Annotated in this window: 23 protein-coding genes; 21 read left to right on the top strand and 2 right to left on the bottom strand. The window is 58.2% G+C overall.

Annotation, left to right across the window (positions count from 1 at the left end; genetic code table 11):
- Position 1: 1 nt before the first annotated feature.
- The 18 genes from B2G71_RS19380 (at position 2) to B2G71_RS19295 (ending at position 18,263) form a co-directional block, all read left to right on the top strand.
- Entirely contained in the window at positions 2 to 565 is a 564-nt protein-coding gene (locus tag B2G71_RS19380) for a type IV conjugative transfer system protein TraE (protein ID WP_098108359.1), read from the top strand.
- Positions 562 to 1,362 (top strand): type-F conjugative transfer system secretin TraK, encoded by an 801-nt coding sequence (locus B2G71_RS19375; protein ID WP_098108358.1) that lies wholly within the window; start codon positions 562 to 564, stop codon positions 1,360 to 1,362. The genes B2G71_RS19380 and B2G71_RS19375 overlap by 4 nt, the downstream gene beginning before the upstream one ends.
- A complete protein-coding gene (locus B2G71_RS19370) occupies positions 1,362 to 2,675 on the top strand; it encodes a TrbI/VirB10 family protein (protein ID WP_098108357.1) in 1,314 nt (437 codons plus the stop codon). Before B2G71_RS19375 ends, B2G71_RS19370 begins: the two co-directional genes overlap by 1 nt.
- 8 nt (positions 2,676 to 2,683) lie before the next feature.
- A complete protein-coding gene (locus B2G71_RS19365; protein ID WP_098108356.1) occupies positions 2,684 to 3,487 on the top strand; it encodes a DsbC family protein in 804 nt (267 codons plus the stop codon).
- Positions 3,487 to 4,143, top strand: coding sequence for a hypothetical protein (locus B2G71_RS19360; protein WP_141521629.1), 657 nt, complete (start codon positions 3,487 to 3,489; stop codon positions 4,141 to 4,143). The genes B2G71_RS19365 and B2G71_RS19360 overlap by 1 nt, the downstream gene beginning before the upstream one ends.
- Before the next feature lie 5 nt (positions 4,144 to 4,148).
- Entirely contained in the window at positions 4,149 to 6,713 is a 2,565-nt protein-coding gene (gene traC / locus B2G71_RS19355; protein ID WP_098108400.1) for a type IV secretion system protein TraC, read from the top strand.
- Entirely contained in the window at positions 6,713 to 7,072 is a 360-nt protein-coding gene (locus tag B2G71_RS19350) for a hypothetical protein (RefSeq protein ID WP_141521628.1), read from the top strand. Before traC ends, B2G71_RS19350 begins: the two co-directional genes overlap by 1 nt.
- A 142-nt stretch (positions 7,073 to 7,214) precedes the next feature.
- Positions 7,215 to 7,784 carry a TrbI F-type domain-containing protein gene (locus B2G71_RS19345; RefSeq protein WP_098108399.1) on the top strand — a complete coding sequence of 190 codons (570 nt, stop codon included), beginning with the start codon at positions 7,215 to 7,217 and terminating at the stop codon, positions 7,782 to 7,784.
- Positions 7,762 to 8,298, top strand: a complete 537-nt coding sequence (locus tag B2G71_RS19340; protein WP_229710484.1) for a S26 family signal peptidase — start codon at positions 7,762 to 7,764, stop codon at positions 8,296 to 8,298. Before B2G71_RS19345 ends, B2G71_RS19340 begins: the two co-directional genes overlap by 23 nt.
- The gene (gene traW / locus B2G71_RS19335; protein WP_240530239.1) at positions 8,295 to 8,951 is read left to right on the top strand and encodes a type-F conjugative transfer system protein TraW; all 657 of its coding nucleotides are present in this window, start codon (positions 8,295 to 8,297) and stop codon (positions 8,949 to 8,951) included. Before B2G71_RS19340 ends, traW begins: the two co-directional genes overlap by 4 nt.
- Positions 8,948 to 9,229 carry a hypothetical protein gene (locus B2G71_RS19330; RefSeq protein ID WP_098108353.1) on the top strand — a complete coding sequence of 94 codons (282 nt, stop codon included), beginning with the start codon at positions 8,948 to 8,950 and terminating at the stop codon, positions 9,227 to 9,229. Before traW ends, B2G71_RS19330 begins: the two co-directional genes overlap by 4 nt.
- Complete coding sequence (gene traU, locus B2G71_RS19325; RefSeq protein ID WP_098108396.1) at positions 9,222 to 10,229, top strand: conjugal transfer pilus assembly protein TraU; 1,008 nt, start codon at positions 9,222 to 9,224, stop codon at positions 10,227 to 10,229. The genes B2G71_RS19330 and traU overlap by 8 nt, the downstream gene beginning before the upstream one ends.
- 8 nt (positions 10,230 to 10,237) lie before the next feature.
- The gene (gene trbC / locus B2G71_RS19320) at positions 10,238 to 10,972 is read left to right on the top strand and encodes a type-F conjugative transfer system pilin assembly protein TrbC (RefSeq protein ID WP_098108395.1); all 735 of its coding nucleotides are present in this window, start codon (positions 10,238 to 10,240) and stop codon (positions 10,970 to 10,972) included.
- Positions 10,969 to 12,801: a conjugal transfer protein TraN gene (locus tag B2G71_RS19315; RefSeq protein ID WP_098108352.1), complete on the top strand. Its 1,833-nt coding sequence runs from the start codon at positions 10,969 to 10,971 to the stop codon at positions 12,799 to 12,801. Before trbC ends, B2G71_RS19315 begins: the two co-directional genes overlap by 4 nt.
- On the top strand, positions 12,798 to 13,181 hold the full coding sequence (locus tag B2G71_RS19310; protein ID WP_141521627.1) for a hypothetical protein: 384 nt from the start codon (positions 12,798 to 12,800) through the stop codon (positions 13,179 to 13,181). The genes B2G71_RS19315 and B2G71_RS19310 overlap by 4 nt, the downstream gene beginning before the upstream one ends.
- On the top strand, positions 13,174 to 13,977 hold the full coding sequence (locus B2G71_RS19305) for a conjugal transfer protein TraF (protein ID WP_098108350.1): 804 nt from the start codon (positions 13,174 to 13,176) through the stop codon (positions 13,975 to 13,977). The genes B2G71_RS19310 and B2G71_RS19305 overlap by 8 nt, the downstream gene beginning before the upstream one ends.
- On the top strand, positions 13,977 to 15,419 hold the full coding sequence (locus B2G71_RS19300; RefSeq protein ID WP_098108349.1) for a conjugal transfer protein TraH: 1,443 nt from the start codon (positions 13,977 to 13,979) through the stop codon (positions 15,417 to 15,419). The genes B2G71_RS19305 and B2G71_RS19300 overlap by 1 nt, the downstream gene beginning before the upstream one ends.
- A gap of 12 nt (positions 15,420 to 15,431) precedes the next feature.
- The gene (locus tag B2G71_RS19295; protein ID WP_098108348.1) at positions 15,432 to 18,263 is read left to right on the top strand and encodes a conjugal transfer protein TraG N-terminal domain-containing protein; all 2,832 of its coding nucleotides are present in this window, start codon (positions 15,432 to 15,434) and stop codon (positions 18,261 to 18,263) included.
- Between the two features lie 10 nt (positions 18,264 to 18,273).
- Here the strand turns inward: B2G71_RS19295 and B2G71_RS23835 are convergent, their stop codons facing one another.
- Positions 18,274 to 18,462, bottom strand: coding sequence for a hypothetical protein (locus tag B2G71_RS23835; protein ID WP_141521626.1), 189 nt, complete (start codon positions 18,460 to 18,462; stop codon positions 18,274 to 18,276).
- A 130-nt stretch (positions 18,463 to 18,592) separates the two neighbouring features.
- Here B2G71_RS23835 and B2G71_RS19290 point away from each other — a divergent pair, with 130 nt between their 5' ends.
- Complete coding sequence (locus B2G71_RS19290; protein WP_098108347.1) at positions 18,593 to 19,390, top strand: hypothetical protein; 798 nt, start codon at positions 18,593 to 18,595, stop codon at positions 19,388 to 19,390.
- Here the strand turns inward: B2G71_RS19290 and B2G71_RS23830 are convergent.
- Positions 19,387 to 20,079, bottom strand: coding sequence for a hypothetical protein (locus B2G71_RS23830; RefSeq protein WP_141521625.1), 693 nt, complete (start codon positions 20,077 to 20,079; stop codon positions 19,387 to 19,389). The two genes, B2G71_RS19290 and B2G71_RS23830, sit on opposite strands and share 4 nt — an antisense overlap.
- A gap of 677 nt (positions 20,080 to 20,756) precedes the next feature.
- Here B2G71_RS23830 and B2G71_RS19285 point away from each other — a divergent pair.
- Positions 20,757 to 21,281: a helix-turn-helix transcriptional regulator gene (locus tag B2G71_RS19285; protein WP_098108346.1), complete on the top strand. Its 525-nt coding sequence runs from the start codon at positions 20,757 to 20,759 to the stop codon at positions 21,279 to 21,281.
- A 9-nt stretch (positions 21,282 to 21,290) separates the two neighbouring features.
- The gene (locus tag B2G71_RS19280) at positions 21,291 to 21,758 is read left to right on the top strand and encodes a hypothetical protein (RefSeq protein WP_098108345.1); all 468 of its coding nucleotides are present in this window, start codon (positions 21,291 to 21,293) and stop codon (positions 21,756 to 21,758) included.

Raw genomic sequence — 21,758 nt, 5'->3', positions numbered from 1 at the left:
TATGGATCTTGCTTTCGCACACGAGCAATCGCAGCGGGCACTCAAGCAGCGAAATCTGCTGGCGATCGCTTGCCTCGTACTCTTGCTTTCTTGTTTCGCGCTTCTGACGTTCGCGAGCCGACGTGATCGCGAGGTCATTCTTCAGCCTGTCGTGCCCAAGGAAATGGCGATTTCGTCCGCGGGCGTTTCGGCGGACTACCTGGAAGCGGTGACGCGCGACGCGGCACTCCTCACTCTAAATCGATCGCCGGAGACGTTGCAGTACTGGATGGATTCCATCCTCAAGATTACCGCTCCAGAGGCTCGCGGGCCGTTGAAGGCGGAACTCGCGAAGATCGTCGAGGAGCAGCAGGGCTCCCAAGTCACCCAGTTCGTGACGATCGACTGGATACGGGTCGATCCCGAAGCGCTGACCAGCGAGGTCGGCGGCGTTCTGCATACGGTTGTCGCTGCGCGCGATGTTCGCAGCGAGAATCGCGTCTTCCGCTTCACATGGAAATACGAGGGTCTGAGCCTCAAGCTTCTCGGTTTTGGCGTTGTTCTCAAGAAGGATGAAACCGAATGACGAACGTCTTGGGCCAATGCGAATTGGTCGCGGGAGCGGCGCTGCTCTCGTCACTCGATTGCCTGGCAAAGCGCTCCTTAGGAGCAGTGATCTTGGCGCTAGGTTTGCTGTCTTCGGCACCGGCTCTCGCCGATCAGACAGTTTCCGTCGCCGACAATGGAACCGTGCAATGCGATGCCTCTAAGCAGGACCTCACGAGAATCTCGCTCAAGGACGATGAATTCGCGTCGGTCTCGAAAGTATCGAGCGGCAATCCCAATGAGGACTTTTCAGTCGTTCACGAAGCGACCCGAGGTGACATCTACTTGTCGGTTCCCGAAGGCTACGTTCGCACGTCGTTGTCGTTCTTCGGGACGACGAAGAAGGGCTTCGTTTACAAGTTTGTTTGCAGCGTATCCGGCGCCGAAGCCAAACAGGTGTTCGTCGCCAATGCGGAGATCAACAAGCCCAAACGGGAGGCGATGGCTCTGAAATCGGGCTTGCCACTCGACCAGCAGGCGGTTGGCTTGGTGCGCGCGATGTTCGAGCAGAAGCCGGCCGAAGGTTTCGAGATCCACGATCGGCCGCATGCGCCTGTCAATGTCGGTAATCTGAAAGTGCAGCTCGTCAGCGAATACGACGGCTTGTTGCTGGCGGGCAAGGTGCTGCGCATCGAGAACACGGGAAGCGAGCCCGTGCTTTTGGGCGAAGACCTGATCGCCTCACGCGGCGCTGTCGCGGTGAGCATTTCCAACCCATCGTTGGCCCCCGGCCAAGCGACAGGAGCCTACGTGGTGGTTCCTGCAGGAGAGCTATGATGGACATTTTCAAGCGCAAGGCCAAGGACGTCGAGGGGCAACGGGGCGGCGAGTATGACGCCGTCGAAGATACCGGGCTGATCTCCGAGAATGCATCGGCGGAGCGGCGTCAAAAACTCATCCTCTACGGGGGCGTTGCCGTCGTGGGCCTTTTGGCGATGTACTATATTCTGGGCGGGAGCGGCTCGAAGTCGACCAAGAATGTGATAGGCGACGCCAAGACGCAGGTGTCGACCGACGCGATCATGAACCGGCAGATGGCCGATCGTGATTGGATGACGATGTACGACCAGCAGCTCAATTCGCAGGAGAATCAGCTGAGGGGCGTCGATAAGACCGCGACGCGGGTCGATCAGGTCCAGGATGAAGTGCAGAGCCTTCGTCAGGAAAACGAGCAAATGAAGGCGGACGCGACGCGGGTCTTGGAGGCCTATCAGCGCGAGAACGATCAGCTGAAGGGGCAACTGGACAGCCTGCAGAAGTCGGCCCCTTCAGCATCGGCGCCTGGTGCTCTCGCATCGGCGCGTGCGCTGGGCGTATCCGGCGTTCAAGCGGGTACAGGTCGCAGCAATGAGGTGAAGCTGGTTTCGTTTGATGGTGGCAGTCCGGGTCCTTCGGGTGACGCAAAGAGGATCGAAGCGGGCGGAAAACAGGCGGCAACATATACAGACAGCCCAAATTTCCTGCCGCCTAATTCGATAGCGACGGCCAAAGTCGTCGTCGGCGTTGACGCGGCAACAAACGTTCACAGCCAAAGCGATCCTCTGCCCGTTCTGCTGCGGATCACCGGGCCTGCGCGGTCGGTCTTCTCGGACGGGAAACTCTACAGGACGCAAGTCCAAGGCTGCATGGTCAATGGGGCTGCCTACGGAGATCTTTCCTCGGAGAAGGTCTATGTGAAGCTGCAGCGCATGACCTGCCCGCAGCCCGGTGGGCGCTTCGCGGTTTCGGAAGTGAAGGGCTTTATCTCCTTTGGAGGGAAAGTCGGGCTGCGAGGGCGCGTTGTCAGTCGTGAAGGGGGGCTCATTGGTCAGGCGTTCCTGGCCGGGCTCGCGGGTGGCTTCGGCCGCGGCTTCTCCGCAAACGCGAACTCAATCTTCAGCGGCGCGAACGTCAGTGTCAACGGCCAGCGCCAGCAGCTTTCAACAGGCGACATCGTCAAGGGCGGTCTTGGTGAAGGGGTGTCGAAGGCCGGCGATACCGTATCCGATTATCTGATCGAGCGGGCCGAGCAGTATCAGCCGGTCATCGAGATGCCCACCGGCGCCGATGTCGAGGTGGTGTTCCTTGACGGCACCTTCATTCGAAACTGAGGTGGATCATGTACAAGCTGGCGAAATTTTTGGGCGTGGCTTTGCTCGTAGTGGCGGGAGGCTCCGCCGTTTACGCGATGAGCGGGGACGATGCGTCGCTTTTGAAGACGCTTGCAGAGCGTTTGCCCAAGACGAAGATCGCGGCGGTTGATTGCGGCAAGATTCCTGGATTGTGCGAGATTCAGGCGGGGTCGAACCTATTTTATACGGACCGGGGCGGCCGCTTCCTTATCATCGGCCGAGTCTACGACATGGAGACCCGGCAGGATCTGACCGCCGCGCGGCTACTGGAAATCAGCCCGGAAACGATCGTTGGGGGGGCAGCGAGAGCGAGCGATCCGGATGCCGACGCGGGTAGTTCTTCGCAACCTGGAGCCAAGGAGGTGGCTGCGCCCGCAGAGAAGGTGTCGCTTGCAGGCTTGCCGGCGTCGGGCGCCATTACATGGGGTTCGGGCAGCCGCACTGTGACGGTCTTCAGCGATTTTCGCTGCGGGTATTGTAACCGTCTGCACCAGACGCTTGCGGCGATGAACGTCAAAGTGGTCGAACGCCCAATTTCTGTACTGGGCACACGGTCGATTTCAGACGCGGTGATCTGTTCAACCGATCGGGCGAAGGCTCTGCAGAAGGCTTACGAGCAGGAGCCTCTGGAGGCGAGGAAGTGCGACACAAGCGGCCTTGATGCAAATGAGGCTTTTGCTCGCAAGAACGGATTCTCCGGGACGCCGGTCATCGTCCGCAGCGACGGAGCAGTGGTCCATGGCTTCAGGCCGCGCGAATTTCTCGAGACATGGTTGAAGGGAGCGAGCTGATGGCCGCGATAGCTTACGCTGCCAAAGGCGGTATGGCCGTTCTTGCGCTTGTCGCGCTCGCCGGCTGCACGTCGCTTGGGACGAACGTCAAGGGCTCGTTTCGATGCGCGGCGCCAGACGGCCAGTGCGCACCGTCGATGACGATCGACGATCAGGCGCTCGCTGAAATCGCCACGGGAAGTGCGGACGGCTTCGTCTCACCGGCAGGGCCGTACAAAGTCGATGACGGTAATTTGGATCGTTCGCACATGGCTGATGCGAAGGCGGCGGCGTCATCCGCGCCGATGCAGGACAACCAGCGATATCAACTTTCGGTGGTGTTTCCGGCCTACACTGATGGGGCCGGCGTCACGCATGATCGCGCGGTCGTGAAAACGGAGGTCGGTTTGCCGGGCCGGACGGCTAGCAGCGTCGAGCTGGCTAATCGTGGCCGCGAGGGAGGGGACTCGCGAGGCCTGTTGGCGGCGGCTGAGAGCGCGCCGCCGCTGCTGTCTTTGGTTCGCCCGGCAACCGAGCCGGAAAGCGCGCTCGTCACCGCCGGTGACGCTGCACCAAAGGCGCGACCGGAGGCCATCGATCAAATCAAGGCCGAGGTCGATGCCAAGCTTGCCAAGCGCGCGCGCCGGCAGGCCGCATCGTTCCCTGCGCAGGAGTGAATTCGATGGGCATCATCGAAAACTTGACCGAACTGATGTTGGGCGATCGGCGAAAGCCGGAACAGACGATGCGGCCGGCATCGATCCCGATGTTGTCGAATTTCCTGGGATATCGTTCTTACGACGACGAAAGGCAGCTCTTCTACCAGGTTCGGTCCAAAGGCTTCGTGCTTGAACTGGCGCCGTTGATCGGCGGCGATGAGCGGACAGCCGAGATGGTCGGTACGATATTTTCCGACGTTCTCATGCCAGGGTGTGCGTTTAGCATTGTCAATTATGCCAGTCCGCGCATTTCCGAGAAGCTTACTGAATGGGTGTTGCCTCGGATCGAGGCGGGCGGAGTATTCGGCACGCTCGCACGTCATCGAGCGGATAAGCTGCGGTCGGGGGCATGGAAGAGTCTCGCGAGTGACGGGCCATTCAATTTGCGAAACTTTCGCGTGTTGCTGTCAGTCGGTGCGCCGGATGGTTCCGGACTGAAAGTTGAGGACCTGCTGACGATGCGCGAAGGCGTCGTTTCGGCTCTCGATTCCATCAATGTGCCGGTGCGACATCTGGGCCCTGTGCACCTTATCCGCTTTTTTGACGAGATTCTGTGCGCGTCGACAGGGGCGGGAGATGATGCGCCTGGCTACAATCGTTTCGATCCGATCAACGAGCAGTGCATCCGGCGCGACCTTGTGACGCATGTCGAGAAAGATCGGTTGCTTCTCCACGCGCAATCTTTGCGGCCTACCGGGAATGTCGTTGACGGCGTGCCGGAGTATGACGATTTCGTTCCGGAGCGGTTTGACGTTCGAACGATGTCGATCCGCAATTTTCCCGATCGCTGGGCACCATGGGACACCCAGAAGACCATCGGCGATATCTTCAACCCAAAGCTCTGCCTGCCATGTCCTACGCTTCAATCGGTCTGCGGCGTGATTCCGGGCGTCGAGGCATCCGAGGCCAAGGCAGGGTTCAAGTTCGCGCGCACGCAATCGCTGTCGGAAGGGCAAGGCGTCAAGCTGGTTCCGAAGATCAAGGATCAGGCGGCCGAGTGGCGCATGGTCCAGGACCGGGTGAAATCGGGCGAGAAGTTGATCCGTACATACTATACGCTCAGTATCATTGCGCCGCGTGGGACGGCCGAAACCGCCGAGCGGCTTGTGAAGGGCATGTACAAGGCGGCCGGGTGGGATCTCATCGACGAGACCCATATTCAGCTCCCCGCGTTCATGTCGCACTTCCCGCTGATGATTGCTGACGGTTTGCAATCCGATTTGGAGCGTATGAAGCGGTTTCGCACACTCTTGTCGTCCAACGTGGCGGCGATTGCGCCGCTTCAGGGTGAATATGTCGGCGGCGAAATTCCGCATGTGCTTTTCATCGGTAGACGGGGGCAGCCTCAGTTCTGGTCTCCATTCCAGAACAAGGCGGGCAACCACAACGTGGCCATCGCGGGAAAGTCCGGCTCGGGAAAGTCCGTGCTTCTGCAGGATCTGACTGCAAGTCTTGCCGGTGTGCGAGCAAAGGTCATCGTGATCGACGACGGACGGTCGTTCGAGCACATGGCAAAGGCGTTGGGCGGCACATTCAGCGAATTCAAGCTTTCGTCGGGGATCTCCATCAATCCGTTCCGGATGATCGACCAAGAAGTTGCTGAGCAGGATGAGGATTACCTCGTGGACTGCATGGCGATGCTCAAGGCGATCATTGCCCAGATGGCGCGGAACGAGAACAGGCTGAATGATACCGAGCGGGGCTTGATCGACAGAGCCGTCAACACGGTCTGGACCGAGCACAACCGGGACGGCACGGTTGATCATATCATCACCGCGCTCGAAGGAGAGGCGCACCACTACGCGCGGGACTTGGCGACGTCGCTGCTGCCCTTTTCGCAGCAAGGGACATATGGCCGCTTCTTCGTCGGCGACAACAATCTCGATCTGACCGCTGACCTGACGGTGTTCGAGCTTTCCGATCTCGCCTCGCGCGAGGAATTAAGGGGCGTAGTACTGACGTCGATCATGTTCGTTGCATCACAGACGATGCGTCGCATGAGCCGCTCGATTCCCAAGGCGCTGATGATCGATGAAGCCTGGCAGATGCTGAAGGGCGGCGCCATGGCGGATTTCGTTGAAACCTATGCGCGCACATGCCGCAAATACGGTGCGTCATTGATCACCGCGACACAGTCTATCAATGACTATTACAAGTCCGACGGATCGCGCGCTGCCCTCGAGAACTCCGACTGGTTCGTGATCCTGCAGCAGAAATCGGAGACCATCGCCGATTTCCGCAAGTCCGATCGATTTGAGATGTCGAATTACACAGAGGCGCTTTTGCGTTCCCTGAAGCGCAACGGCGTCGAATATTCGGACGTTTTGGTTCGCGGGCCGGAAACCGAGACGGTTTGCCGCCTCGTGCTCGACGCCTTTTCCGCCTCGCTCTACTCCTCAAGTCCCGATGTCTTCGCGAAGATCGAGGACCATGTCACTGCCGGATATCCGATGGCGCAGGCGATCGAGATGGTCGCATTTCCGAACCGGTATGTCGTCGAGGATGGCCTGCGGGAGGCAGCGGAGTGATGGCGTTCGCAAGAACTGCTCCTCGCCCGAACGCGCAGGCCAGCATTAAAGCGTTCGCGCAATCGTTTCTCGCCACTGGCTTGAGGCTGCTCGGTTGGGTGTCGGTCAACGCTTTGGTGGCGGTCGGTGCAGTCACGATGGCGCTGTGTGCCGTCGCGAATTTCTCGCTCGAAGGCTTCATGCATCAGCTGGCCAATCTGTCGTCGCGCTACATCACGGCCGATGCAGCCCGGCAGCATCAGTTCGATGCAATTCTCCTGTGGGTGCTGGCAGTCGTGTTCGCACTCGCTGGCATTTTTCGCCGGCAATCACTGGCGCACATTCTCCTGAAGGAATTTGACGATGACACAGCGAGTTAAGCGAGGTCTTGCAGGGGTCCTATCATTGCAATCGGGCGATATGGAAGGAGACCTGCTAGGCGGTAGAGAGGGGGATGTTGCTGCGGATGCTGGAGCATCGTGCGCCATCGAGGATGAAGCTTCCCGGGGGGATGCCTCAGCGATGGCAGTCCAGCTCGGCGCCGGATCTGCGAGCTCTCCCGAAGACGGGCTGGTTGCGAAGCATAGAAGCGCACCTGTATCGTCGGCCAGCGCGTCTGCTCGGGGAGCGAAGCGGCCAAAAAATTCCGGGGGACTGAAGCTGAAAGATGCCGCTCTGGTTGTCGGCTTGGCCGTTTGCCTTGTCTGGGGCGCCTGGGTGACGAAGAGCCTCCTCGATGACGGCATGGGTAAAGACAGGTTCGTTAAGCTTCAACTCCAGGGTGTGATAGCCGAGTATCTTCAGGCGCAAGCCCGGTCTGGGAGCGACGATCGCACGGCCGCGCAGCAGACGGCCCAATTCATGGCGGTGCTCGACAAGGCTGTGGCTGCCGCAGGCCAGGATGGCCGCATCGTGCTGGTGAACGAAGCGATCGTCGGCGGCGATATCCCGGACATCACAGCGCAAGTGAAGAGCGAGGTCTATGCCCAGGTGCCCATGCCCAAGGTGGCCGCCATAACGCCGGTACAGCAGGGCATGGAATCCTTCATGGCCAGCAACGGAGGTCACGGTGACGATCGTCATAGACAATAAGGCGCGGCCGGTTCGGTTGTCGTTTCGGGCCAAGATGGCGGCGATCGGCGGGCTGTGTGTTCTTGCTGTAGCCGGCCAGTCGCTCTCCCATTGGAGCCGGACGCACGCCTTCATGATCAATGAAAGCGGGTCGCTTCCCAATTGGGCCTTTCTGGTTTCCGCAGGACAATTCCCGCACCGGGGGGACTATGTGATCTTCAACCCGGGCCGCGATCCAATGGTCCTCAAGTATTTCGGAAGTCCTCCGCCGGCGTTCGCCAAGATTGCGTATGGGGTTCCCGGTGACGTTGTCGAGCACGTTGGCCGCGACGTCCTGGTGAACGGTCACAAGGTCGCTCGGCTCAAGCCATTCACACTTAAGGGAGACCCGCTGGCCGCGGGGCCGACTGGCCGCATTCCTGATGGGTGCGTCTATGCAGGAAGTGGTCACAAGGACGGGTTTGATAGCCGATATGCGGAGATAGGCTTTGTGTGCCGTGACCGCATTGCTGGCGTTGGGAGCCCGGTGCTGTGAGGATTCGGTCACTCGCGGCAGTCGCTCTCTTTGGTGCGATCGGCGGTGCAGGCTTGCCGGGCCTCCACGCGGCGATGGCCGTGGATCATGGGCAAGTGGGCGAGGCATGGCCGATCATCGAGCCAGATTTTCTCGACGTGATCAAGGCGAAGCTCGAAGCGGCGAAGGCCAGCGGAAAGCTGGACGAGTTGAACGCACGTTTCGCTGAGCGGGTGAAGGCAAAAGTCATGCGGCCAACGCCTGTCGCCGGGATGGTCGCGGCTACGGAGAGCCGTACTTGGGAATATGATCCGACCATCACTCTAGAGAGCGACATTAGGGACGCCAAGGGCAACCTGATCGCGGTGGCTGGTCAGCGGATCAATCCCCTCGACAAGATTACAATGTCCGAAAAGCTATTGTTCATTGATGGTGACGACGAAGCCCAGGTGTCGTGGGCCCTTGGACAGGGCGATGAACGCGCAGCAAAGATCATCATGGTCAGCGGGTCTCCGTTTGATCTCATGAAGGCCAAGCAGCGCCGGTTCTACTTCGACCAGGCTGGCACGCTCACCGGTAAGTTCGGCATCGAACATACGCCTGCGCTCGTCGAGCAAAAGGGCAAGCTACTCATCGTGCGTGAAGTTGCACTCAAGCCGGGGCAGGGGTCATGAGGAAGTTCATCGAAAAGCATATGCCGTATCCGATGGCGGCGCCGGAAACGCGTCAACTTCGCTCTGCGCGACGCCGGCTCATAGGAGCGCTCGTCGCTGTCGCTATCCTGACCTGGCTGTGGCCGCTTGCGGTATCGGTTTCGAAATTAGGTGCGGCTGCGTTGTTTGCCGGTCTCGGCGCCTTCGTGCTCGTCCAGGGCCTCTTTTGGGCTCGAGCGAAAAATGCAGCGGACGACGCCTATTTGTTCTCCGGGGACGGCTGCGATGACGATGCCTAGGTGGATTGTCCAAGCCATTCTCGGCCTGCTCCTGATCATCCCCGGGGCGGCGCGCGCGCAAGTTCCGACAGGCAGTTGCTCAGGAAGCTTTGTCAATCCGATCACTGATGTGTGCTGGGGGTGCATGTTCCCGCTATCCGTTGGCGGTCTGCGAATTTGGCCTTCTTCGCGAGCGGACACCAGCAATCCGAGCTCGCCCATCTGCCTGTGCGGATCACCCATTCCGCGCATTGGCGTCGCAATGGGTTTTTGGGAGCCGGCACGCCTGATTGATGTGACGACGAAGCCTTTCTGTTTTCCGAACCTGGGTGGGATCAAGTTGTCACCGGGTTTGACCATGGGCAGTGGATATGCCGCCAATGTGGGCTCGAACGGCGGGACTGACACGGCGAAGTATCATGTCCACTACTACGTCTATCCACTGCTTTATTGGCTGGAGATCCTGACGGATTTCGTGTGTTTCGAACAGGCCAGCTTCGACATCGCTTACATGACCGAGATCGATCCGCTTTGGCAGGACGACACCTTGACGACGCTGATTAATCCGGAGGCGTTGATCTTTGCAAATCCATTAGCTCAGGCGGCTTGCGCGGCCGACTGCGTGGCCGCGACGGCACATCTGCCGCTCAATGAACTGTTTTGGTGTGATGGCTGCCAGGGGTCGATGTATCCGCTCAACGGGAACGTGGGTGCGAGCGTGGGTATGACCCAGTCGGGACGATTGGCGGCAGAGCGCATGGTCTACAAGATGCACCGCCAAGCGCTTGCATGGGGAACGATGGGTTCGAAGGCGCTGTGCGGTAAGTATGTCATGCCGATCCTCAAAAAGAGTCAGTACCGGCTGCAGCAAGTCAACCCGACGCCAATGGTGTCGGGGCGCGAGGCCTGTTCCCCGATCGGCGGTTCGGTTTTGCTGCCCGGTGCCGCGAGGACTTACCCAGTGACTGGTGAAGACATGGGCTTTCTACTTTGGCGCAAGCGTAACTGCTGCGTGTTGTGAGGACGAAAATGCGCAAATCGATGGTTGGTCTTGGCGGTGTATTGGCGATCGGGATCGTGAGCGCTGCACTGGCGCAGACGATCGACGGGCTTGATTTGCAGGCTGTGGAGAAGCGCGCGGAAAACGGGCGTCAGGACGCGCAGGACGTGTTCGACTTCGTCACTGGCCAAGGCGATCCACCGGCCGCTGCGGCACGAGAGGTGGTCGACAATGCCCGGGATCGGATCGCCGATCTTGATGTGAGTGCGATTGGTAAGAGCGAAGGTCCGGTAAATCTGGATGAGCTGGTGGCAGGCGCGAAGAGCACCGTCGCTGGGCCCAAATCGACACCGCTAATCATGGCGTTCGTGAGTTTGTCGATGCCAGGGGAATCGCTTCGCCGAACGATCGCCGATACGACGAAAGCTGGCGGTGTCGTGATCTTCCGGGGATTTTCGGCTGAGGGCCCTAAGCCATTTGTCGAGGCGCTGTCTCGAGTAGTAGACCAGAAATCGGCGTCGAACATTGCGATCGATCCGCGGCTCTTTCGGGCGTTCAAGGTCGACCGCGTACCCACCATCGTCGCGGCGTCGACGAATTTCGAGCCGTGCGATCAGCTTGACTGCGTAACTCCGGCGCCTCCACACGACAGGATCTCGGGCAACGTCAGTTTGGCCTATGCTCTCCAGGAATTCGTTGAGGGCAGGGGGCCTGGTGCGCCTGCGGCGCGTGTCGCTCTTGCCAACCTGACACCGCGGCAATGACTGGTTGGCGTGCCTTTGTTGTAGCAGTTTTGCTGTTGGCACCCGTTCCTGGCTGGGCGCAGGCGGACGCGCTCAAGCAGGGCGAAGATTTCGCGAAGTCAGTTCGTGACGCACAGGCGAGCGGCGCGGTAGCTGAGGGAAGCGAAAATGATGTTCCTGGCTACGGCGGCACCGCCATTGACGCGTCGAAATATCTCGATGACCCCGATGGACTGACTGACGCGGGCATTTCCGAGCGATATTCCAACCCGGACTACGGTGTTGTTATCGACAGTTCGCGGCCGGAGTTTGACCCCGCAACGATCGACCTCTCCACGGCTCAGGATATCGAATATGATCCGGAGGCATATGTTGGAACGGGCCTTTCGGCAGGCGGATCGACCGGTAATTGCGAGCCTCTGCCCAATGACGGCACGACATCATCGACGTATTTCGAGACATGTAATGAGGGCGACCAGATCATCACGAGCACGCAAACGTGCACTGAGACCCTAAATGTTGAAGTAGAGAAGATAACGACATGGGTTTATTACACAGCGGACAGAGGTCCATATGCCAAACGCTCGCTGTTCAATTCATATGTCACGTCTGGAACCTGTCAAAGCAAAGGAACGTTTTCCTATTGTGGTAATGTGGGTCTCTATGGATACAAGGCTGCAGGCGATTGCAAGGACTCTTCTTACAGCACCGAGATACTTGAATGTACGCAGGAAATTTCCGGACTTACGGCGGCTTCTTCCGCCTATTTTACGGGCATCGTTCCATCGACAGGGGCGTTCTGGATGTCGAAGGGCGAGACGGTAAAGCCCGCCGTTATCACCAGAAATACGTCTGCTTGTGCTTCTTTCGCCGGCAACGCGCAGTGCGCTGAACAGGGCAGCGAAGTTTGCAGCGACAGCGATCCGGTGACTCGCAACATCAACGGCGTCGACGTAACGCAGCCATGCTGGGCCTGGACGCGGACATTTCAGTGCACGGAGCGCAAGGCAGCCAACGACTGTTCTGAGCTGCAGGCGAACGCCCAATGTACGTTTGATCACAAGGAATGCCTGAGCGAAAACGACGACGGGTCATGCAATGTCTACGATGACGTGTATCGCTGCGTCACGCCGGCGAGCGGCACGACAAATCCGCAGGCCTATCTGTGCGCTGGCGATCTTTATTGCATCAACGGCGAATGCATGCAGGTTGAGCGGCAGGCATCTACTGAATTCAAGGATGCCATGGTCGCGGTGCAGACCATGGGCGATGTCCGAGATCAGTTCGACCCAGATAACCTGACGCTGTTCAATGGGGCCAAGGAAGGGTGTCACAAGCCGGTATTCGGTTTGGTCAATTGCTGCGCAGGCAAGACTTCGGGCCTCATAACAACAGCCGCGGGCGCCGCCGCGATCGCGGGCGGGCCCACGGCGATCGCGGCACTGGCTACGCCGTTCCTGACGATGTTCCTGTGCTCGAACGACGAAAAGTTGCTCGATGTGAAGGACCGGATGGGGCTGTGCCACTATGTCGGGACATATTGTTCCGACAAGATCCTCGGGGTCTGCACCAGCAAGCGCAAGAGCTATTGCTGCTTTGAAAGCAAGTTGAGCCGGATCCTTCAGGAACAGGGGCGCGCGCAGCTCGCAATGAGTTGGGGAACGGCAAAGAACCCCGACTGCGAAGGCTTCACGGTCGAAGAGTTTCAGCAACTCGATCTGTCGCAGATGGATTTCACCGAAGTCTATGACGAGTTCGTTGATGCGGCGAAGGTGCCCGACGAAGTCGAGACGTCGATCGAGATCCAGAACAAGATCGAGGAATATTACAAGTTGCACGGGGGGTCATGACGTTGATGCCTGACGTTTCTCATATCCATTTTGACCGAAGGGTGCCCGATCTCAGCGTGTTCGAGCTGGCGGTCGCTAATGCGATTTCTCGCCAGAAGATTTCAACTGATGAAGACCTGCAGGAGGTTCTCTCCGACTGGTTCCAGCGCAAGGTGCGTGTTCCGGACGTATCGGCCGCGCTCGACACGATGATCGCCAAAGGGATCGTGCGCCGCGGTGACGAAACGCTCTGCGAGTATCGGCTCACCCCGCACGGAATCGACGCTGTGACGTCGCTCTACGGCGGCTGCATCAGAATGATCGATCGGGGCCTGGGCCTTCTGAACGTCAGCATGATTCTCAATCTACTCACAACGACGCGGGAGTCGGACGATGCGTAAAACGCTTCATGGTGTGACGGCGGTCGCGCTTATTATCTCGCAGGCGGCCGCGGCGATACCAACCTTTGCGGAGGACACAGGGCCAGTTCGCGATGTCTTCTATTGTGAGCAGCGAAAGCTAGGGAGCTGGTTCTATTGTGATCCTGACAAGGAGAAGTATCCAACCTTGCTAGAGACGCCGAGTGCGGTGCCTGCAGTCAAGCAATTGGCAGCCATTGGCGAAGAGCTCGATGAACTCAAGGCGCGGGCCATTCTCAATCCGACGACCGAGAACCTGGCGGCATATATGCATTATCAGCGCGCGCAGTTGGATCGTGCTTCGACGTTTGCCGATGTTTGGGGAAGGACGGTTTGGCAGAATCCGGAGCTCGACTATACGTTTGAGCGCCCGATAAATTCGCTTGGTAAGCGAACCTGGATGGAGGATCGCAAGGCCGCAAAGGCCTCGACGATGGCGCAGCTGTCGCAGCGTTACGGGGTCTTCTATTTCTACTCGTCAGCGTGCTCAGCTTGCCGTGTCTTCGGTCCGATCGTCCGATCACTTTCAGATCAGTATGGGCTCGAAGTTCTTGCCGTTTCCATGGACGGCGGGCCGAACGACCAGTTTCCGCACTATGTGGTCGACACCGGCCAATATCGAAAGATGGGGCTGACGGGAGATCAGGTCCCGGCGCTTGTTCTGTTCGATACCCAGACCAAGCGGCCAATTCCGATCGGCTACGGTTTAATGGCTGCTGATGAGGTCATGGACCGGATTTTCACACTCACGCAGACCGAACCAGGGAGTGATTACTGATGGCCGGGATCGACAGGCGCGGGCGCGCCCCGTGGCGGAAGCGTGTGAGGATTGCGGTGCTGGTGCTTACAGCATCGCAGATGTGCGCCGTTCAGACATTTGCCAATGTGGGCACGGAATTGAACGATTTCTTCAACGATATGGGCGGTGCCGGCAACGCATATGGTCCGACGGCTTTTCAGGGCCAGTCGGCCGGGTACTACACGGGTGGCGGCGTCTGGACGCGCTTCAAGAACAAGGACATCAACCCGGTCAACGTCCAGCTGCCGAGCGTAAAGGCGGGCTGTGGCGGCATCGACATCTTCGGCGGGGCGTTTTCGTTCATTAATACGGACGAGATCGTGGCGATGCTCAAAGCTGTGGCGAGCAACGCGCTTGGTTTCGCTTTCCAGTTGGCGATCAAGTCGATCAGCCCACAGATCTCGCAAACCATCGAGGAGATGGCTCAGAAGATCGAGAAGCTCAATCAGATGAACATCTCGTCCTGCGAGGCGGCGCAGGGGCTGGTTGCTGGTCTATGGGGTAAGAATCAGGGGCGCGATTCCGAAGTCTGCAAGGCAATAGCGAACAGTCAGGGCTTTGCGACCGATTGGGCGAAGGCGAGGCAGGATTGCAATGCTGGCGGGGAGCGAACGGAGACGCTCAATAAGAATGGCGATGATACCATCCCGTCGAAGTCCTACAACTATACCTGGCACATGCTCAACAAGAGCTACCCGTCGTTCGATCGGGAGTTCAAGGAATATCTGATGACGCTGGTCGGGACGATCGTCTACCAGCGGGCCGATTCGGACGATGCCAACGGCACCATCAAGTACTTTGGACATGGAAACCGCGACTTGATCCAGGCTCTACTGGTCGGTTCGACGGAAACCAAGGTTCTGCGCTGCGATGAGACGGACGATTGCCTCAATCCTTCGTATTCGAATACCGTCACCATCAGTGCCAGTCAGGCTCTTCAGCCTCGTATCGCCACCTTAATCCGATCGATGGCGAACAAGGTTCGCACCAACGAAGCGCTGACGGCCGAGGAGGTCGGCATTCTCGGTGGTACGAGCGTCCCTCTCTACAAGATTATTACCGTCAACGCGGCAGCCCAGCTCGGAGGGATGACAGAAGCCGACATTCAAGGCCTCGCCGAGATCGTGGCGATGGACATGCTCGAAACGATTGTCCGGGAATATTACAGCTACGTACAGAAGGCGCAGGGATCGTTCAGCGAAGCTGACGATGCGACCTTGCAGCAGTGGCGCGACCAGCTGCAGAACGTCAGTTCGGTCATCGATAGCTACAGCTATTCGATGAACGAGCGTCTCCAGCGGACCCAAATCTTTGTCGATCGAGCCGTGTTTTTGGAGCGAACACTTCGAAACACAATCTCTCCGCAAATGTCCGCGGCACTTTCATTCAGATCTGGGGCGGCTGCCCAGGGCTTGAACTGACGGAGGCGATCCATGCTTGAGATCTTCACCATCGGGGGCGGCGAGTACATCGTCAATGTCCTCAACGCGGTTGCCGCATGGACCGGGGGAGGGGGTTTTCGGGCCATGCTCCGGGTAACGATGGTGATCGGTTTTGCCTACGTGCTGCTCGTGGTGGCGTTCAGCTTGAATTGGCGCGCCTGGTTCTCGTGGTTCCTGTCGTCGACGCTCATGTACATGGCGCTGATCGTCCCGACCACGAGCGTCAAAGTGACGGATCGGATCAACCCCGGTCTGGCGCCGGCTGTCGTGGCCAACGTTCCGATAGGTCTTGCGGCGATAGCGTCCTTTTCAAGCCAGATCGGTGATTGGCTCACCCAGCAGGCAGAGACCGTATTCGTGATGCCGGACACGCTCGAGTATCGGACGAATGGGATGATTTATGGCGCGCGGCTGTACGACAAGACTCGAGACTTCAAGTTCCGCGATCCTCGCGTCCACGCCAATCTGACCGAGTACGACAAGCAGTGCTTGTTCTATGACTTCTTGCTCGGGCAGAAGGATATTGGCGATGTCATGAATTCGGCGGACGTGCTGGCCGCAATGGGACCAGGCTCGCCGGCGCGCGCTATGACGTTCTGGAATGCCGACAACACAACCAGCATCGTGACCTGCGAGGCAGCTTACAACACACTCGCCGGGGCTGCAGGCGTTCCTGCAGCCACTGATACTGAGCTCTCGACTGCGGCGCGCAGCATCTTTCCAGATCTCACCGCTGCGGCGGCCAAGAACAAGCTGGAAGCCGATCTGCCCGAAGTGGCGGCGCAGTTTCATGGCGTTGGTCAGACGGCCGCTCAGATTTTTCAGCAGAGGGCTCTAACCGACGCGTTTCTCGAGGCGCGGGCAAACCTGTCCAGCACTGACGGGGACACCTTTGCGATGCTGCGCGCCGAGACCCAGGCGAAGAACACCTATGTGACGATCGCGCAGCAGGCGATGACGTGGGTTCCGCTGCTCAACATCGTGCTTACGGTTGTGTTCTACGCGATGTTCCCTGTCATTTTCCCGCTGTTCCTGATGCCTCAGTCGGGCGTGAGCGCGCTCCAGGGCTACCTGACGGGCTTCTTCTACCTTGCCGCATGGGGCCCGCTCTATGCGGTTCTTCACATGTTCATCATGGGGCGTGAAGAAGCTGCAATGGCCGCGGCCGCGCCCACGGGCTTCACGATGGCGACGATGGAGGGCATCGACGCTGTGAACTCGGACACGGCGACGATCGCGGGGTTCCTGATGATGTCGATTCCCTTCTTGGCGGCCGGCTTGGCGCGCGGGGCCATGGCGGTGTCGAGCCAGGCGACCTCTATGCTGGCGCCGGCGCAGTCGGCAGCCGAGGCTGCCGCGATCGAACGGACTACCGGCAATTACGCCTATGGCAACCAGAGCTATCAAAATCTGACTGGCAACGTCGTGCAGCGCGATCATTGGAACACGGCGCCTTCTTTTGAGGGCGGTTTCGCGCGTTCGTCCTTTACGAACCCCAACGGCACACAGTTTGGTCAGACATCTGATGGGACTGCGATCTTCGACAACCGGCCGGGCATCAGCAGCCTCGGCTTCAATCCGAGTGTCACGCGTTCGACGATGGCGGATATCAGCCAGGCCGCGTCAGAGCTCGAAACGCGCCGTACACAGCTGACCCATGCTCGCCAGGAGCGCGTTGCGGCACTCGAGAGCATGGGCTTTAGCGAATCGACGGGGTTCCGGTCGTCGAGTGGTTCACAAAACTCTACGACCCAAGGCTCGAGCAGTTCCAAGGGAGAAGGCTACTCGTCAAATCAGGGCGTAACTGATCAGGTCGGGTCCAGCAGAGATATCGGGCAGGGCGTTGAAGCTACTCGCTTGGCGCAGGATCAGTACCGCTCTGCTGAGAATACAACATGGGGTCTTGGAGGATCTGTCGGTCTTCCCGGCGGCGGCCCAAAGGGAGGTGGAAAGGGTAGCAAGATTGGCAAAGTTGGCGGTGCAGGTGTTGGAAACGCCGCCCTTTCTGGCAACTATTCAGTTGATGCATCAGATGGGGTATATTTCACGGATGGTGCTTCACAATCGCGTAGCGACCGCGCCAGTGTAAGTTCGGGGTCCGTTAGCCGCCAAGGTGAGGAGGCTAGCCAAGACTTTCGGCATCAGGAGGAGGCGTCTGCGCGATCGGGCACCTTCTCGCAGCGCGAAGGCTATTCGGATTCGCGATCGTTTCGCGACAGGACGGTTCAGGAGATTCGATCGATTGACCACAACCTGGCCGAGATCGAGGAAGCATCGCGAAGTCTGGGTACGACCTGGACACTCCGAGAAGGCGGTGGTGCGCAGTTCTCGCAGGACATGTCGCAAATCGTGGCAAGCCGGTATCAGGACTATGCCCATAGCGCCGAATTCAGGGCCCTTGGCGCGCCATCGCTTCAGTCCGTGGATTTGACGCCGACGCAAATGCGCGCGCGCGACATGATCGTCGACAGAATTGCACGCGACTATGTCGACAGCATTATGGCGCCTGTGCGGGATGAGTTCATTTCACCTACTGAATTGCGCGGACATGTGGACGGCCCGGGTAACTTTTCGGAGTCTGATTTACGGTCGAGCTTAGGCGGCCACGGAGGGATAGGGCACCGTCGGGACAAATCGGACCCCAGTGGATTGGCTGACGAGGTTGCGGAGGCGATCAGTTCTGGTCGTCAGTCGATTGAAGGTCGACGGGATTCAGCTGAAGCGAACAGAACGTCGGCGGTTCAAGGCGCTGTGGATCTCGGCCAACAGGTAACAGACAAACAGAACCGTAGATGGTTTGAGGAAAAGGATCGAGGCGACTAGACCTCGACCCTTAGTAAATTACACAAAGGGCTAGGAAGATGATTGCCGCTACGACGAAAACGATGAGATGAAGAAGCGAAGGCTCAACATCTGCCGTTTCAAAGGGATCAACCATAACATCTGCAATGCGATCTCGCTCGGCATCTAAGAGCAATCCGAGCGCATTGCCTTCCGGTGAGCCGTCATAAGGAGCATACATGATTTTCATCCTTTCGATTTGAGTACCACAGCTTCGCCCAAAAATCCAGTTGGAGCTGTGGTACTCAAATCGAATGGAGGTATGGCAGCCCTTGCCAGTGAGCCGGTATCGCGGTTACGGATTGCAGACCATGACTGAGGCAATGATGCCGACCGACAAGCCGCTCAATTTCTATCTCGACTTACGCCGGCGTCTCCTCGCTGGCGAGTTCGCCGCGGAGAAGCGTTTGGTCACCAAACAGTTCTCCGCTGAAAGCGGACTCTCAAACAGCGCTATACTTGGCGTTCTCAATGCGCTTGCGACCGACGGTTACCTCAGAAAGCAGCACAAATCGTTTTCGCCCGTGTTGTGGACGCCCTGCATGATCGAAGCAGGGGTCGATCGTCTGGAGATTTTCGTCGAAATTTGCTGCACGAGATTGTTACGGGAGAGCGGTCATCGATTGGCCAAGTTCGTCCAGCTCGCCGGCGAGATGAACGCTTGGGCATTCAGCGATGAGCGCTATTATCTCAAATCGATGGAGTGCTTGGCCGTGCTCTTTGGTGCAGGCGAGCGCCGGACGATCGGAGAGGTAGCTAATCGTCTCTTGCCTCAGGCCTTTTTCAGAATTCTCTGGAATCTTCTTGCTGATGCAGGCGGGTTGCTTTGGTTGCGCGAGTTGCGGTCGGCGTCGGGTTTTTGCTTGCCCGATGGGCGACTGGATCTCATCGCGATATGGCTGAGTGTCCGAGCATCGATCACTGAAGTTTTGCTTGGCGGCGAGGAGATCATCCTGGATCGATCGAGAATAGCCGATCACAATCGCGTGCGGGAAGCCGATTTGAGGGCCAGGACACTCCCACTAGTCCACCTTGCTCACCCCATAATGTTGCCGCTGGTGGAGACCGGAGACGCGGCCCAGGCCTATGTTGTGAGTGCTAGCGTTTAGGCCAAAGGGACGCCGGATTTTCCCTCGCATTGAGTGTCGAGGTGAACGCCGCGCAGGGCTGTGACCGCCCGTGCGGCCGCTAATCCGTCGTGATTGGTTACGGCTTTCACAATATCGGCTGCACGAGAGCACATAGCTTCAATTGCGTTTGCCCCTAGTGAAGCAGACCAGGCGTAAACCCAACTCGATTTGGCCAACGAGGCATATTCACGGAATAGTTCGGTCGCATTCATAGATGCGACAAGCATGAGTAGCAGCATTTGCGCTTGAACACAGGTTTCCAACGCGTGCGCTCGTCCGGTCTGACTCCTGATTAACTCAATTTGCTTTTCCAACGATGGAACAAGTGGCTCCATGTCGAGGCGTTGGCTCCGCAGTAACACGACGGCTTCGATTGCAGCAAGAATCTCAAATTCGCGAACGCGACTTTCATTGTCCAAGCGCGTCCATGTGAAATGTCCAGAATGGTGGTCGATGAAGCCGTTTGCTCGTAGTGTTGCGAACGCGGCGTTACCCCATTCCTCGCCTTCATCATTCATCTTTGCCAGTTTTGTCGGATTGACCGGCTCGATCGCCAGCTCGCAGTTTGCGATCTGGCATTTCATGCGTTCTATTTTGGGATCGCGCGACGGCAAGAGGCCTTCGGAGGCTTCACGATAGAACGATTCAAGTTCGAGATTGATGGTCATGCGCTCGGGTTAGCATACCGTCTCTCGTTGCCAAGCATCAGCTATGTGAGTCAGATCAGGAGCCTAGCGAGAGGATCTCTCTTGCATGGCCTAGAATACGGCGCATCGCTAGAGCGAGGGGTTCAAATGGGTCAGCGTCCAGGATGCGTTGGCATGTCGTCTCAAGGGCTTCGAGAGGCAAGCCCCGAGTGTCCTGGGTTCGCTCGAAGTCGTCGAATGCTGAAAGCAGAGATTTAAGGTCCGAAAAGTGCACGTCTGGAACGCCCTCGTGCCTTAAGGAAGGCGTAAAAGGAATTGGAGCATCTTCGAATTCCGGGATCGCCTGAGACATGTTGCGGTTGTCCACTTTGGTGCGGGAACGTCGAGGCACGTCGTTGCCCGCGGCGGTCCAATCCAATCCCCCGGCAGTCGGGGTTCAGTGTTATGTTCGCGATGATATAATGGGAGATCAACGCCAAAAATTAGTGCAGTGATTTGACCTATGGTGGTGGCGCATATGAAAAAACCACCACTATTACAAAATTTTCATATGTGGTTTTATGCCATAATGAAGATAGGAAATGGCGCGCGCGGGAACATGAGGACCAAGCATTGCGGCTTCGTTTGGTTAATATCTTGCGACATGGCGGGAGCGTGAACGGCGTTCGCGGGGATGACGCTGTTGGATTTCGAGCATTATGCTGACCCCCCAGAAGGCACAGGATTTGCTGGCGCAATTGACGTCAAAGCAGACGGAAGTGCTTGTTTTGCTCAGTCATCATCAAACGACGAAAGAGATCGCCCGCGAGCTTGGGCTATCGCCAAATACCGTCGATCAGCGGATTATGGCTGTTCGGGACAAATGGGGTACGTCGAACCGAAAAGAGACCGCGCGTCTCTTTGAAGAGGCGACCAGCATATGTGGAGAAAGCACACATATAACGCTCGGCGTGGACTCCTCGGTCACGGGGGCCGACACAGGAGAGATTATCGTTGATGCTCAAGCGATGTTTGTTTTGCCCAAGCCTCGGCGTTTTCGACCATATCGGGATTGGCTTGATATTTCGAACCGCGATGGGGCCGGCTTGGATTGGGTGGACGACAGATTCGGGAAGCCGGGGCGGGTGGTCCTGGTTTTCGTTATCGCCGTACTCATTTCGCTCATGTTGCTGTCGAGCTTAGCCGTTGCCGACGCGCTGCAGCGTCTATTTACGCCGGGTTAGGGGACATCGGTGCTTGAAGAATTAAGGCAAATCTATTGGGTCGCGTTCGTCGTCGCCTTGATTTTTATCCTTTGGAAGGGAGGCGTTCCTGAGCGATTGGGTGCGGCAACTGTTGTGGCGATGGCGGTTCTGCAGTTTTCGCTTTTGGTATTTATGCGGAGTAGCCGCTTCGACGCTGTCGACCTCGGGTCACTGGTGACCGACGTCGTGGGTTTCGCCGGGTTTGGCATTCTCGCGCTTAATGCGCGCCGAATTTGGCCGCTTTGGGCGACTGCACTTCAATTGCTTAGCCTCGGTGCGCATTTTGCGCGTTGGGTATCACTGGATATGGCTCAGCAGATTTATGCCATCACCCGTTCGACGCCAACGGCGATCGTTGTGGTGTTGATGGTGCTTGCGACGGCCTTTCACATTCAAGCTGTGAAGCGCGGGACGTCTGGAGCTGACTGGCAAGACTGGGATCAGTTTCGACATTAA

Origin of the sequence: Novosphingobium sp. PC22D (genome assembly GCF_002556635.1) — a bacterium.
Classification (GTDB): Bacteria; Pseudomonadota; Alphaproteobacteria; order Sphingomonadales; family Sphingomonadaceae; genus Novosphingobium.
The sequence above is the reverse complement of the archived record's forward strand: the minus strand, read 5'-3'. Positions and strand labels throughout refer to the sequence as shown.